Genomic DNA, 13249 nt, shown 5'->3' with positions numbered 1-13249 from the left:
AGAAATTACGATAACATGGAATTACAGATGCCTGCAGCCCGCTAGATCGCTTCAGGCTTTTTCGGCCCCACGACGTAGACGGTGTAGCCCTTCTTACGGCCGAACTTCTGGGCGTAATCTTCGCTCTCATAATACACGTCGATCTTGCTGCCCTTAATCGCACTACCCGTATCCTCAGCACGTCGGAAGCCTATACCCTCGATATACACCCACCAGCCAATCGGAATCACGTCCGGATCGACGGCAATCGTTCGACCTTCGGTTACGCGAGCGCCAGATGCGGTAATACCATATTGAGGATGTGACTCACTCTTGCCTGTGGAAGCGACACCTGCTGAGTAAGCGGTTAATGTCACATTTTTCAAAATTTTCTTAGCCTTGAACGACACACCACGCTTCGTCAACGAAGCCGTTGTAACGTCTTCCGCCTTCACGACGGCTTTCGTACCTACGGCAACCACTTGGTTGACGGCTTGGGTCTGCGTTAGCTTGGACACGAGCGTCTTCGAAACGAGCTGCCCGTCGGCGTACACTTTCTCAAACTTACTTACGACAAGCCCTTCCTGACCGCTCTGAACCGTCTGCTGCTTGCCTTGCTCCAAGCTCGGATCGTTCTTCTTCACGGTGGTGTAAGGCACCTTCTGTTCGCTCTGCATATAGTGCTTATCGATCCGAACAACGGTTACTTTCATATTAGGCGTAAGCACGGTATCCACCGCAGGTATTACTTTGTCTTGACTGCGGATCGATATATTAGCCTGATCGATCGCTCCCTGTACCGTTCTTTCTGTCGTGTACACCGTTCTTACATTGCCGTCAGCCTTTACCGTGAGCGGAATTGCTTGATTAATAACAATTCGGTCACCATCTTTGATCCCGCCAGTCAGAGGTAGAGACACCTCATCATAGGGACCAACTGTAATGGCTTGTTCATCCAGTAGGCGTTGCAGGACCCATTGATCCGTCTTAACGACGGTTTCTTGTCCATTCAACACTACGGAGACGCGCTTGTCAGCCGTTCCGTACAACAACACCAGAAACATGAAAGTCATAGCGATTGAGATCATAGCGCTTAGTACAATTAAACGCACGTTCTCATGCTTCCATCGCAATGCGAAAGACATGCTGGATGATCGTTTCCCATGGGTTTCCTTTACTTGGATTATGCCCACTTCTTCGGTCCTCCTTACATAGCCCCGCCGCCCTGTTACGCATGAAATAGATTTAGACGCGTCGACTATTAGATTTCACGTGCAAACGCACGCGCTCTCCCAAATACTCCACCCATACCCCCTCCATCAATCACACTATGTCGCCACTTTACGCATTATTCAAAATGAACATGGCTGCCGGGATCTCCAATGTCGGAGCAGCAGCGTTTCATTCCCCCGAATTCCAAGACGGATGCTCGTAAGAAAACTTACAACCGCTTTGAATTCAAAATAAAAAGAAGCCGACGACAGAAGATCTGTTTCGTGGCTTCCTGTGGGACACGGGTAGCATGGAACGGATGCACGAGGTTGATCTCTCTTATTTCGCTTGCGAGGTTAGCTGTCGGATTCGGGCGAGAGAGTCGCCCTATTCTAGCTACACGCCCTTGTCTTACATACAGGCGCTTCTAGAAATTCACCCCAAGAAGAATTCAACGCGGCTTGCTGCAGCGACCGTCTGCAGATCCCCATTTGGTTCCCCCGCTCTCCGATTCGGAGATTAAGCGTTATTGGAAAAGGAATACATCTTCAAAAGCTCTGAAATGAATGATACAGTCTTTTGCTCCAGATTGTAAAGAAGCGATAAAGGACGATTTTACCGAATTTTAAGGAAAAACTCGTGAAAATACCGGAAATTATCCAGGTGAAAATAGTTTTTTCGCTCGAATCGTCCCAAATCCTTGCTTTTTAAGCTTGTTTCATCGAATGGAAAAACATTTCCGCGCATTTTCACTCGTTATTTGCTCGATTTCGGCCAATGTTTTTCCTGTAATTTCCGCAGCTGTTTCGGCAACGAGACGAACATAGGCACTCTCATTACGCTTCCCTCGATGGGGATGAGGGGCCAAATACGGTGCATCCGTTTCGATCAAAAGACGGTCCAGCGGAACCTTCGCAAGCACCTCTTTGGGCACCCGCGCATTCTTGAACGTGACCGGTCCGCCGAACGAGATATAGAAGTTCATATCGAGGCATTGCTTCGCCGTTTCCCAGCTGCCGGAGTAGCAGTGCATGACACCGCCGACCTCCTTCGCATTGCTTTCTTTCAATATGCTTACAACATCCTCATGGGCATCCCGGTTATGGATGACGATCGGCTTTTTTTTCTGCTTCGCAAGCTCAATTTGTTCCCGGAAAACGCGCTTCTGCACCTCTTTAGGCGAGGTGTCCCAGTAGTAATCCAGTCCGATTTCACCAATGGCGACGACCTTCGGGTGATCGCATAAAGATGCAATCCAATCGAGGTCGCCAGGTCCATAGTCCAAGCTGTCCGTCGGGTGCCAGCCCACAACGCCATAGATGAACTCGTATTGTTCGGCCAGTGCGATTGTTGTCGGAATTGTCTCCCGATTAAAGCCGATATTAATCAAAATTTCGACGCCGGCTGCCCGCGCTCTTTCGATGACTTCTGCACGGTCTTCGTCGAATTTATGCGAATCCAAGTGAGTATGCGTGTCGATTAACATGATGTAAATTAAGCTCCTTCCTTATCCAGTTCAAACAGCTGCCTGAGCTCTTCGCTTAGCTGATCCGCTGATTCAAGCAACGGTTCATAGGGGTAATACAGGTGGTACTTGCCCCGGTGCATGCCTGTAATGGAGCGAACAATATCGGATTGCTCCGAAATCTCGTACACTTGGTCATCGCGGCCGAGTACCAGTATAGGCGACTTGTCGTCTTTTTTCGCATCGTACACGCCGGAGCGATACACGGCGTAAGGCAGATCATAGGGAAAATCGATCTCGAGATGGTAATCCGGATGAAGGCCGATGCGGGAGAACTCTCCGCGGATTCTTGCCCACAGTTCTTCGTCTGCTTCATCCATCGTTACATATTTATACAGCTTACGTTCCAGGAATCTTCGGCATAGATCCGCCAGCAGCTTATCTTCTTCCGCTTGCCATTGGGTGAACGCCGCCTGAACCGTTGCCTCATCAAGCGCCAAATAGTTCGGCACATCGATTGTACCGCCAAGCAATCGAGCGATCGGCTCCATCATCCATTTGAATGCATAACCATTCATACTTAGCTCTTTGGCCCGACGGAAGATTTGCCGCAGGATGATTTCGGAGCTTCGGGTAACCGGATGAAAATAAATTTGCCAGTACATCTGGTAGCGAGACATCAAATAATCCTCTACCGCATGCATGCCGCTCTCCTTCACGACGATCCTTCCCCGGTGAGGACGAAGGACGCGCAGGATCCGCTCAAGGTCAAAGGTGCCGTAATTCACACCTGTAAAGTATGCATCGCGCAGCAGGTAATCCATACGGTCGGCATCCATCTGACTGGATACGAGACTGATGACAATCGGCTTCTCGTAGGTCTTGCGGATGACGGCGGCGACCTGTTCCGGGAAGTCGGGATGGACCTCTTTTAACACGCGGTTCACTTCTGTTTCTTCTAATAAAATGCGACACGTCCAATCCTCGTGATGCGTATCGAACACATCTTCTATGGAATGCGAGAATGGACCATGTCCAATATCGTGCAGCAGTGCGGCGCAAAGCGAGACGAGTTTCTCATCCTGCGGCCAATCTGCGTATCCGCCACGCTCGAACTGCGAGATGACCTTCCGGGTAATCTCGTAGACGCCAAGCGAATGGGAGAACCGGCTGTGCTCCGCTCCGTGGAACGTCAAATAGGAAGTTCCAAGCTGTCGAATACGGCGCAGCCGTTGAAACTCTTTCGTATTAATCAGGTTCCAGATGGTGCGGTCCTGAACGTAGATATATTTGTGCACCGGGTCCTTGAAGACCTTCTCTTCTGCTAACGGCTGTAGCTTGGCATTCATTGGCTATCCCTCCTTAAACTATCATACCTTTCCATCCATTATAATGCGAGATTAGGCATGTCTCCTACAGCTTCCATTCAGTTACTCGACATGCTTTCGACACAAGTTCTATTAAAATGTCGAAAACTGTCGTAAATCTATTTCCAAAACCCGACATAATATTGTAAGCTAGTAATGGCTTAAGATCCCTGCTCTATAGGCTCTAACAAGAACATTACCCAGATTTTACAGGCGATTCAAGGTTGACTATTATGGGAAACGTTGGTACTATAGAGAAAAGAAATGATAGAATTTTGTCGAATAATGACGAATATAGGTATATTGAGAGGAGCACGGACCATCATGATGAAATCAACAGGTATCGTACGGAAAGTTGACGAGCTCGGACGTGTAGTTATTCCGATTGAGCTTCGCCGCACACTTGGCATCGGAGAAAAAGACGCGCTTGAGATCTATGTAGACGGCGAGCGCATCATGCTTAAGAAATATGAGCCCGCTTGTATTTTCTGTGGCAACGCGGAGAACGTTTCTTACTTCAAAGGTAAAATCGTTTGCCATGTATGTCTTTCCGAAATGCCGGCTCCTGTTACAAAATAAGAGACAAATTCGAAATTATCGGTTATAATACGTATATAAATCAGTTAATTCTAACCTTTTTATAACTCCTTACTGCCTTCCTGAGACGAACCCGATCAGGAAGGCCCTTTTTTTTATCTACCTATTTGCGCATCAGCTCGTTATAGACATCCCGCTTCGCAAGACCTCGGTCTGCCGCGGCCCGCTTCATCGCCTCTTTACGGTCTCCGCACTCCTGCTCGTAACGTGCCACATGGTCAGCTAGCTCAAGATCCTGCCACCACGGCATGTCCTCATCCTGCCGATAATCATCGGATTGCTCGAAACCCGCAATGACAAGGCAGTATTCCCCGAGCGGCGGGTGCTCCTCCAGCCAAGCCAGACATTCCGATACCGTTCCTCTCACTGCCTCTTCATGCCGCTTCGTCAGCTCACGCGTCATAGCCATCTTCCGGTCTCCCCATGATTCCAGCAGGGCCGTTAAGGTTTTTGCCACCCGATGTGGCGATTCATAGCAGATCATCGTACCTTCCTGCTTGCGGTTATGCTCCAACCATTCGCGCAGCGGTTTACGATCCCTTGGCAGGAATCCGACAAAAGTGAACCTCTCCGTCGGCAGTCCCGACATTATTAACGCAGATAGAGCTGCATTGGCCCCCGGAATCGGTACGACAGCGATATCATGCGCTACCGCATCGGCTACAAGATCAGCACCCGGATCAGAGATAGCGGGAAGACCTGCATCACTCACGAGCGCGATATTCTGCCCTTCCTCCAATAGACGGATCAGTTCCGGTCCGCTTGCTCCCTTGTTATGTTCGTGATAGCTCACAAGGCGCGTCGAGATTTCGAAATGCGTTAGCAATTTGCGCGTCTGCCTTGTATCTTCGGCCGCAATCAGATTAACCTCTTTCAAGGTTCGTATCGCCCGGAACGTCATATCTTCCAGATTGCCGATTGGGGTCCCTACCAAATAAAGCGTCCCTGAGGCGCTACTCGCGCCTCCGCTAAAACTATGCTGTACATTCATCACTTATACTTCTCCCGGATGAGGGCGCTTATCGCCATAATAGATCTGCATAAGTTCCTCATTATATTGTCTTTCTTCATTATATACAATTAGCGGAGGGAGCAATCTGACCTCCGGTTTCCCGTCTTTCGCCGCTTCGATCAACACAATATTGGCCTCTGCACCGGCATGCGGATGGACGAAGCGGATCCGCTTCGGCTCCAGCTTGTATTTGCGCATCGCATCGATAATCTCGATGAGCCGCGATGGCCGATGGACCATCGACACCCGGCCGCCATTGCGCACCAGCTTGGAGCAAGCGGCTACTATTTCGTCGAGATTGCCATTGAGTTCGTGGCGAGCGAAGGCATAGTGCTGATTCTCGTTCTGATCGCCTGCTTGAGGTGGCAGATAAGGCGGATTGATCGTAATGGCGTCATAGATCGGATAGCCTTGATCCGCAGGGAAGGTTCTTAGATCCCCTTCAATAATACGAATCTGATGTTCCAACTCATTGATGGCTACGCTGCGGCGTGCCATATCGGCCAAACGGGGCTGAATCTCGACCGCATCGATCGTCGCTTTCGTTCTTGTCGTCAGCAACAGCGGTATGACCCCATTGCCTGTACATAGATCGAGTATTCTCCCTTTTGGCGGGATGCCCGCGAATCTGGCCAGCAGCACCGCATCCATCGAAAAGCTGAACACTTCGCGGCTTTGAATAATATGGAGCTGATGCGTCAGCAAATCGTCCAGCCGTTCATTCGGCTGAAGTGCAAGTTCTTTCGTCACGACCTGTTCGTGCCTCCGATACCTTATAATTCAATCGATACAAATTCCTGCTCACAGCATAAACGATAAGGCCGCCCTTATACAAGGACGGCCCAATTCGGTGCTTCCGAACAATAGAAAGCTTATTTATTGAGAAACGATAAGCAGAACAGACAGTCGCCTTCCGTACGCAAATGCCCGTAATACACATTGCAGATATGGAAACCTTCGTGATACAGCCGTGCCAGGTTATCATATCCCTCGCCCACCGCTGCAGCCTGGTCGATCGGCAAGGCCAGCGGCATTTCCGTCTGCTCCACCGGCGCCGGTACGGCATGAACGGCAACGGGAGCCTGCTTCCGCTGCGGTGTTGTCGTTTGCGCAGTATTCGTCTCGCGCTTCAACACCTTGCGCAGCTGTTGATTCTCTATGGTGAGGCGCTTGTTCTCTTCGATCAACGCCTTAATCTGCTGCTTCAGTACACCTAGCTCGGTATGAAAATGCCCGGTTTTGGTCTCAAGCTCGTCCATCTTATTAAATAAATCATTCTTGTTCACGTTCTCCACCCCAAGACTGCCCGGCTTCGAGAATAGTTGTTACAAGATCTACTTCATCACAACATCGTCCAGCGGAAGCTCCTTAGGCTTCCCACCGTCGAACAACTGTACGTATACGGATTTGGTTCCTGCATTAATGCCGGTTACTTTACCTTCCCCATAAGAAGTGATGACAATCTTCCCTACTGACGGCAGCTCCTCACGAACACTTTCATAATTGTCATGCTCATACTTCAGACAGCACATCAGTCGTCCGCATAATCCGGAGATCTTCGTTGGATTAAGCGACAAATTCTGATCCTTAGCCATCTTGATCGACACCGGCTCAAAGTCCCCGAGCCAAGAAGAGCAACATAGTACGCGTCCGCAAGGCCCGATACCGCCGAGCATCTTCGCCTCGTCGCGCACACCGATCTGCCTAAGTTCGATACGCGTCCGGAAGACGCTGGCTAAGTCTTTGACCAGTTCGCGGAAATCCACTCGGCCTTCTGCTGTGAAATAAAAGATGATTTTGTTGCGGTCGAAAGTGAATTCAACGTCAACCAGCTTCATCTTCAGCTGATGGTCACGAATTTTATCGAGGCAGGTTGAGAAAGCATTCTTCGCTGCAGCCTTATTCTCCTCGACGATCTTTGCGTCGTTGTCTCCGGCAATGCGGATCACTTTCTTAAGCGGCAGGACGACATCCGATTCACCGACTTGCTTCTGTCCGACCACCACTTTGCCGTATTCGACCCCTCTTGCTGTCTCGACAATGACATGTTGGTCTTTGTCTACCGGTAGGTCGATCGGATCAAAGTAATAGATTTTACCCGCTTTCTTGAAGCGGACGCCAACGACGTTGTACAATCCCTCACCCCTCTTGTATACGAATTAACATCTGTTCAAATGCGAGCTGAGGTGACACATTGGCCCGTATCCGTTTGCCTGCTTCGAGCGTCAGCTCCATGCAGCGAACCCAGCCTTCCGCTGGACGACTAAAGGCTTGCTTCTTAAGCCATTCCACCTGATCTATGAAAACAACCGCTTCCTGTCTACCAGCTTGTACATGTATGAAATCTCTATACCATAGAAAAAGCATCGATAGAAGCAACTGAGGCTTCTCACCGAGCTCGGTCTTGTAAATTTGCTGTTGGGCAGTCAACATCGCCGCGGTGAATCGGGTTAGACTATCCTTCCCCAATTGTATCACTACGTTTCTCATTTCTGCAAACCCATTCTGTTGGAGAATCTCCCTGCAAGCATCTAGCCCCGATGCCAAATGGACCGCCGCCCGTGCCGTGTTAGGCGCAAAGCCTTCCTCTGTTAATGTCTGCAGCATATCATGAGGGGCGAGCGGCATGAACGGTACCCATTGCGTACGGGATCGAATGGTCGGCAGGACAGCCTGGCCGTTCTCAGTCAGCAGGATAGCGACTACAGGCGTTGTCGGCTCCTCCAGAAACTTCAGCAGGCTGTTAGCTGCCTGAAGCGTCATCGTCTCGGCCCGTTTCATGATGTAGACTTTGCGGTCCGTGCCGCTGTTGCGATAAGCCATCTCCCGCTGAAGATCGCGGATTTGGCCGATTTTAATGGAATTGCCGTCCGGCTCAACGACATGCAAATCCGGCTGATTGCCATGTTCGAATTTGCGGCATTCCAGACATTCGCCGCATGCATCCCCTGTTCCGCTCGTGCAGAACAAGGCTTTGGCGAACTCCATAGCCATACGCAGGCGCCCGCTGCCCTGCGGTCCGCTGAACAGGTAAGCGTGCGATACTTTACCGCTTACAAGCGCATGCTGCAAGATTCGCTTGGCGTTAGGCTGACCGGCAAGCTGTGCGATGCTCATGACGTTCCTTCGTTCCCTTCTTAGAAAAGAAAATTGATCAGCAGCCCGCGGATATCGCCGATCTTGTGAAGCAGCTCAATGCGCCCTTCCTCGGTCGTCAGCAGCTCTTCTCCCATGGAGACAAGCACGGAATCAATCTCATCGAGCAGCTTGTACCGTTTCGTCCGTCCGCGGCGGTCGAATCCTTTCGTCTCCTTCATGCCGATTCCCCGGCGGAGGGTATCCTCAAGGAACTGTTTGACCATGTTACGGAAATGGGTCAGCTCCCGCACAGTCATCGAGCGCGAGAGCCGTTCACCTTGAAGATGAATATCCTGCAGCTTCTGCTGAAGCTGTTCCATTGACCGCTGCTCGTCCTGATAGCTCATCATATCAGAGAAATTTTTTTGCATCAGCGGCTTGGAGCCGAGATCCGTCCTTGCGCGGTCTGCGCCAAGCGGACGCATGCCCGGATTTATTTTCATAATTGACTCACGTCCAATCAGAAATGTTCAAATCGTTCGACTGGCATCACAAAGACTGCGGCTCCGCCCACTTGAACTTCGACTGGGAACGGAATGTATGCGTCCGTTGTGCTGCCCATCGGGGATACCGGCGAAACGAGCTGATCGCGAACTTTACAGTTAGAACGAATGACCTGCATCACCTCGTGAACGCGTTCGTCCTCGGTACCAATCATGAATGTAGTATTGCCTGCTCGCAGAAATCCACCAGTGCTTGCAAGCTTCGTTGCTCTGAAGCCTTCACGTACGAGCGCATTCGATAATCGGTTGCTGTCTTTATCCTGCACAATCGCGACAACTAATTTCATCCCAATCCCTCCCATGAGATGCCGTTCAAGATACCAACGGCTATTGAACGTCCTACTTATTAAAATTTGACATCGATCGCCTTTATTCCTCTAAATAGCGGTAAATGATCGCTGCTGCCTCCGCAAGCACGGCCTCTTGGTCCTGATCTGCTTGAATGGCTTTGATCCTGCCGGGCTCCTGCTCCATCAGCTTCAAGAATCCTTCTCTTACCCGCTCATGGAATGCCAGCGCCTCCAGATCGAGGCGATTGACCTCACGACCATGCTCTTCTCCCGCAGCACGCACCCGCTTAAGCCCCTCCTCAGGCGCTATATCGAGATATAGCGTCAGATCCGGCATTGTCTTGTCGATAGCAAATTCGTTAATGGCACGGACCTTATCGATTCCTAGGCCTCGTGCATGGCCCTGATAGGCCAAACTGCTATCGACGAATCGATCACACAGTACCGTTACGCCTGCTTCGAGCGCCGGCAACACCTTCTCCGCCAAATGCTGTCTTCGCGCGGCTGCATACAGCAAAGCCTCGGTGCGGGAATCCATCATCGTATTGCTCCGATCGAGAATAATACCGCGGATCTGTTCGGCGATCGATATGCCGCCGGGCTCCCTCGTCACTAAGACCTCAAGCCCATCTGCTGTCATTTTATGTGCAAGTGCAGCGATGAGTGTCGATTTACCTGCCCCTTCGCCGCCTTCTAGCGTAATAAAAGTCCCTCTTTTGCCCACCGTTCTTCTCCTCTTCTAGCTTTCATGCCGTGTTTATCATATCTTAACAAATGTGTCCAACCCCGTAAACGATCCTAAGGGCTACTTCCGCACCTGGATCGTATTCATTGTCCCATCAGAGGCACCCTGAAACCTTGCGCCAAGCTTGGCCAGCTGCGCGATGGTCTCGATCGTCTCCTTATGGAGGAGTTCACCTGGATAAACAATCGGTATGCCCGGGGGATAAGGAATAACCGCTTCTCCGCAGTGCCTGCCCTCCGCCTCGAGCAAAGTGACACTCTCCGTTGCCTGCCGTACGCGAGAGAACGCCACGACATTCGAAATTCCAACATGATTAATATGCCCAAACTCGGATCTTACTGGGTCGGGTGTTCGTGTATCACCTTCGCTGTCATGCGACTCCACCTTGCTGATCTGTTCAAGTGCCTTTATTAATCGGTCTACATCTGTCGCGCTTGTCTGTGCTCCGAACAAAAGAACAACGACCTCTCGGTCCGCCATCTCTGCCCAGCAACCATGGGCTTCAAGCCTTCGCTGCAACTCGTAGCCGCTAATTCGCCCTAGCTTGTCTTGAATCAACACGCGCAGGGGATCCATGCGCACGTTAGGGTCCATAATCGTTCTCGTCCCGAATCGGGTGTGGCCGGCATCCAGCCAAGATCGCAATCGACTCGACGCTTCCAATCCAGGCGCAAACAACCCTTCCCCGCAAGCATCGATCATTGCCCGGCTAATATCGAGCGAAGCCATAAGGGGGTACGAGGGGCTAGAGCTTTGCGTCATTTGCAATGCGTGACGCAGCTGATTACGATCCACGCGCTGCCCTTGAATATGCAGCATAGCTCCCATTGTGAGCGCAGCTAACGTCTTATGGGTGGATTGGACGACCGCGTCCGCCCCTGCCGCAAGCGCCGAGGCCGGGAAGCTTGGATGATGGCCATAATGGGCACCATGTGCCTCGTCAACGAGCAGCATTTTTCCATGACGGTGAATCAGTTCGGCATATGGGATTAAATCTACACTCAGGCCAAAGTAGCTTGGATTAGTGAGTAGTACCGCTTTGGCATTCGGATGTAGGATCAATGCCTCTTCCACCACAAATAGCGAGGGAGGAAGCTGCAGACCGTTCTCGGATTCAAGTTCAGGCATCATGAAGACCGCTCTTGCCCCAGCTAACATCAGGCCATTCATAATGGATTTATGTACATTGCGTTGGACGAGAATGAGGTCATCAGGCTCGCAGCAGGCTAGAATCATCGCTATATTGCCCGAGGTGCTTCCGCCTACAAGGAAATAGGTCTGCTCAGCGCCAAAACAAGCGGCTGCCAACTCCTGTGCTTCAGCAATAGCTCCTGAAGGGTCATGTAGGTCGTCAGTGATTGAAAGCTCCGTTACGTCTAGCTTCATAATGGCTTGAAAAGCTGCAGCTGCCTCTGGCTCAATCGATTCCAAGGGAGCAAGGCTGGCGCCAAACCGATGGCCTGGCACATGATAGCTGATGGGATCCGACTTGGAATGTTGTTGCAGCATGGCATAGATAGGCGCATGAAATTGTTGTAGCGGTTTCATCACAAGGTCTTCCTCTCCGTAAGCTCTCCCTTCATCATAACGGATATCCAGTCGAAAAATAAGACGCATCCTCATGAAACGGTCAAGCCAAAAATAAATCCCTGTGTCTGCTCCATGAAGAGCTTACACAGGGATGATCGTATACCTGTCTGACGTACAACATACATATGCCAATGATAAGAAGGAAAGGCGGCACGAAGATAATAATGAGTAGATAGGCCACACTTATCCCTAAGCGAACTTCAAGCGTTCTTCTCCACCCATAGCCGTTTCAATTGATGGATAAAGAAAGGATATTTAGCATCCTGCACGTCTGTCTGTACCATTTCGGTCTCGCACGACTCACAAATAAATTCGTCGATAATTCGAATGCCAGCCAACTTCTCATGCCCGCATATAATGCAATATTTCGCACTCTGAATCTCTTTCATCTGCTGAATCCACCTCGCACCAATTCAACCTAATGGTTCTAGTATGCCACAAACTCTAGCAAGCTAAACTTGTTTCATAGCCCATTTCAAATAGTAATACAGTCTATGTTCGTCAAGCCCAAAAGGTGATTAATCGCCTCGTACCAGTTTAAGGAACCCTATTCATTTTGTCCTCCTTTAGACCGATACATAATACGGAAGGTCTAGTTAGAAAGGGCGTTGATGCATGAGGGGCACACTTGCCGAACAAGTGAAAGCAACGATTTATCAATACCAGCTAATTCGTAAGATCGGTATTCATAAGGAATATGTATGGAGCCACTTAGTAATTGCATTTGTATTGATTCTGTTTCAATTATCGATGTACCGGATCGACGGAGCGATCGCGATAGGTATAAGTATCTTGCTTATTCAAATTATTCATTTTGCGATTATCCGATTAACGCTAGTACGAGTGGATGAACCTAACTACAGACGATGGGGATTACGATTGTCCAAGCCCTGGTTCGGCTATATTCCCACTGCCTACATTGAGTTAGCCTTATATCGCCGCGTACACCGGCATCTCTTCTGGCTAGGACTTTGTGCAATCGGGGTGCTCTATCCCTGGGCCAATGAAGCCCAGATGATTGCTCTAATCAGCTGGCATCTATGGTTTCTTGTACCGAGACTGCTGATTCTTCGCCCTCTGCGCAAATGCCGGCCTGATGGCGTTATTAAATTTCAACCCACTGAAGTAAACTTCTATCATCGGTAGAAGCCATTACGTAACCGTACAGGCCCTCAGCTTGTGCGGTTTTTAATTTGTCCCGCTTCTTCCCATAGGAACAACAAAAAAACCGACCACATACCGTGGTCGGTCATTCATGCTTGGCGACGTCCTACTCTCCCAGGACCCTGCGGTCCAAGTACCATCGGCGCTGGAAGGCTTAACGGTCGTGTTCGGGATGGGTACGCGTGGT

General features: G+C 50.3%; 15 protein-coding genes, 1 rRNA gene and 1 riboswitch. Of the genes, 2 read left to right on the top strand and 14 right to left on the bottom strand.

Going from position 1 to position 13249, the window contains the following annotated elements; translation table 11 throughout:
- Positions 1-41: 41 nt before the first annotated feature.
- The 3 genes from FHS18_RS30300 to FHS18_RS30290 form a co-directional block, all read right to left on the bottom strand.
- The gene (locus FHS18_RS30300) at positions 42-1172 is read right to left on the bottom strand and encodes a resuscitation-promoting factor (RefSeq protein WP_409348589.1); all 1131 of its coding nucleotides are present in this window, start codon (positions 1170-1172) and stop codon (positions 42-44) included.
- Between the two features lie 348 nt (positions 1173-1520).
- Positions 1521-1727, bottom strand: a riboswitch (cyclic di-AMP (ydaO/yuaA leader).
- 182 nt (positions 1728-1909) lie between these two features.
- Positions 1910-2677, bottom strand: coding sequence for a TatD family hydrolase (locus tag FHS18_RS30295; RefSeq protein WP_183604145.1), 768 nt, complete (start codon positions 2675-2677; stop codon positions 1910-1912).
- An 8-nt stretch (positions 2678-2685) separates the two neighbouring features.
- On the bottom strand, positions 2686-4005 hold the full coding sequence (locus FHS18_RS30290) for an HD domain-containing protein (protein ID WP_183604144.1): 1320 nt from the start codon (positions 4003-4005) through the stop codon (positions 2686-2688).
- Positions 4006-4347: 342 nt separating this feature from the next.
- On the opposite strand from FHS18_RS30290, the gene FHS18_RS30285 reads away from it, so the two are divergent.
- Positions 4348-4602, top strand: coding sequence for an AbrB/MazE/SpoVT family DNA-binding domain-containing protein (locus tag FHS18_RS30285; protein WP_183604143.1), 255 nt, complete (start codon positions 4348-4350; stop codon positions 4600-4602).
- A gap of 121 nt (positions 4603-4723) precedes the next feature.
- On the opposite strand, the gene rsmI is transcribed toward FHS18_RS30285, so the two are convergent.
- The 10 genes from rsmI to FHS18_RS30235 form a co-directional block, all read right to left on the bottom strand.
- Positions 4724-5611 carry a 16S rRNA (cytidine(1402)-2'-O)-methyltransferase gene (gene rsmI / locus FHS18_RS30280; RefSeq protein WP_183604142.1) on the bottom strand — a complete coding sequence of 296 codons (888 nt, stop codon included), beginning with the start codon at positions 5609-5611 and terminating at the stop codon, positions 4724-4726.
- A gap of 3 nt (positions 5612-5614) precedes the next feature.
- Entirely contained in the window at positions 5615-6382 is a 768-nt protein-coding gene (locus FHS18_RS30275; RefSeq protein WP_343060746.1) for a tRNA1(Val) (adenine(37)-N6)-methyltransferase, read from the bottom strand.
- Between the two features lie 122 nt (positions 6383-6504).
- Complete coding sequence (locus tag FHS18_RS30270; RefSeq protein ID WP_221401525.1) at positions 6505-6891, bottom strand: initiation-control protein YabA; 387 nt, start codon at positions 6889-6891, stop codon at positions 6505-6507.
- A 75-nt stretch (positions 6892-6966) separates the two neighbouring features.
- Positions 6967-7767 (bottom strand): PSP1 domain-containing protein, encoded by an 801-nt coding sequence (locus tag FHS18_RS30265; RefSeq protein WP_183604140.1) that lies wholly within the window; start codon positions 7765-7767, stop codon positions 6967-6969.
- A 4-nt stretch (positions 7768-7771) separates the two neighbouring features.
- Positions 7772-8749 carry a DNA polymerase III subunit delta' gene (holB, locus tag FHS18_RS30260; RefSeq protein ID WP_183604139.1) on the bottom strand — a complete coding sequence of 326 codons (978 nt, stop codon included), beginning with the start codon at positions 8747-8749 and terminating at the stop codon, positions 7772-7774.
- Positions 8750-8769: 20 nt separating this feature from the next.
- Complete coding sequence (locus tag FHS18_RS30255) at positions 8770-9213, bottom strand: YaaR family protein (RefSeq protein ID WP_183604138.1); 444 nt, start codon at positions 9211-9213, stop codon at positions 8770-8772.
- Between the two features lie 17 nt (positions 9214-9230).
- Positions 9231-9560 (bottom strand): cyclic-di-AMP receptor, encoded by a 330-nt coding sequence (locus FHS18_RS30250; protein WP_183604137.1) that lies wholly within the window; start codon positions 9558-9560, stop codon positions 9231-9233.
- 82 nt (positions 9561-9642) lie between these two features.
- Complete coding sequence (gene tmk / locus FHS18_RS30245) at positions 9643-10287, bottom strand: dTMP kinase (RefSeq protein WP_183604136.1); 645 nt, start codon at positions 10285-10287, stop codon at positions 9643-9645.
- A gap of 81 nt (positions 10288-10368) precedes the next feature.
- Positions 10369-11856: an aminotransferase class I/II-fold pyridoxal phosphate-dependent enzyme gene (locus FHS18_RS30240; RefSeq protein ID WP_183604199.1), complete on the bottom strand. Its 1488-nt coding sequence runs from the start codon at positions 11854-11856 to the stop codon at positions 10369-10371.
- 242 nt (positions 11857-12098) lie between these two features.
- A complete protein-coding gene (locus FHS18_RS30235; protein WP_183604135.1) occupies positions 12099-12287 on the bottom strand; it encodes a sigma factor G inhibitor Gin in 189 nt (62 codons plus the stop codon).
- A gap of 226 nt (positions 12288-12513) precedes the next feature.
- Here FHS18_RS30235 and FHS18_RS30230 point away from each other — a divergent pair, with 226 nt between their 5' ends.
- Positions 12514-13044, top strand: a complete 531-nt coding sequence (locus FHS18_RS30230) for a transposase (RefSeq protein ID WP_183604134.1) — start codon at positions 12514-12516, stop codon at positions 13042-13044.
- A gap of 111 nt (positions 13045-13155) precedes the next feature.
- On the opposite strand, the gene rrf is transcribed toward FHS18_RS30230, so the two are convergent.
- Positions 13156-13249, bottom strand: a 5S ribosomal RNA gene (rrf, locus tag FHS18_RS30225); the annotation flags it as partial.

Source organism: Paenibacillus phyllosphaerae (assembly GCF_014192105.1).
In the GTDB taxonomy this organism is placed as follows: Bacteria; Bacillota; Bacilli; order Paenibacillales; family Paenibacillaceae; genus Paenibacillus_Z; species Paenibacillus_Z phyllosphaerae.
This window is presented reverse-complemented; position numbering and strand designations above follow the sequence as displayed.

Bases quoted from the DNA above. Each gene is read 5' to 3' on its own strand.
- rsmI (WP_183604142.1), bottom strand. From the start codon at position 5,611: ATGAATGTACAGCATAGTTTTAGCGGAGGCGCGAGTAGCGCCTCAGGG.
- FHS18_RS30285 (WP_183604143.1), top strand. From the start codon at position 4,348: ATGATGAAATCAACAGGTATCGTACGGAAAGTTGACGAGCTCGGACGT.
- FHS18_RS30295 (WP_183604145.1), bottom strand. From the start codon at position 2,677: ATGTTAATCGACACGCATACTCACTTGGATTCGCATAAATTCGACGAA.
- FHS18_RS30230 (WP_183604134.1), top strand. From the start codon at position 12,514: ATGAGGGGCACACTTGCCGAACAAGTGAAAGCAACGATTTATCAATAC.
- FHS18_RS30270 (WP_221401525.1), bottom strand. From the start codon at position 6,891: ATGGACGAGCTTGAGACCAAAACCGGGCATTTTCATACCGAGCTAGGT.
- FHS18_RS30290 (WP_183604144.1), bottom strand. From the start codon at position 4,005: ATGAATGCCAAGCTACAGCCGTTAGCAGAAGAGAAGGTCTTCAAGGAC.
- FHS18_RS30255 (WP_183604138.1), bottom strand. From the start codon at position 9,213: ATGAAAATAAATCCGGGCATGCGTCCGCTTGGCGCAGACCGCGCAAGG.
- FHS18_RS30235 (WP_183604135.1), bottom strand. From the start codon at position 12,287: ATGAAAGAGATTCAGAGTGCGAAATATTGCATTATATGCGGGCATGAG.
- holB (WP_183604139.1), bottom strand. From the start codon at position 8,749: ATGAGCATCGCACAGCTTGCCGGTCAGCCTAACGCCAAGCGAATCTTG.
- FHS18_RS30250 (WP_183604137.1), bottom strand. From the start codon at position 9,560: ATGAAATTAGTTGTCGCGATTGTGCAGGATAAAGACAGCAACCGATTA.
- FHS18_RS30240 (WP_183604199.1), bottom strand. From the start codon at position 11,856: ATGAAACCGCTACAACAATTTCATGCGCCTATCTATGCCATGCTGCAA.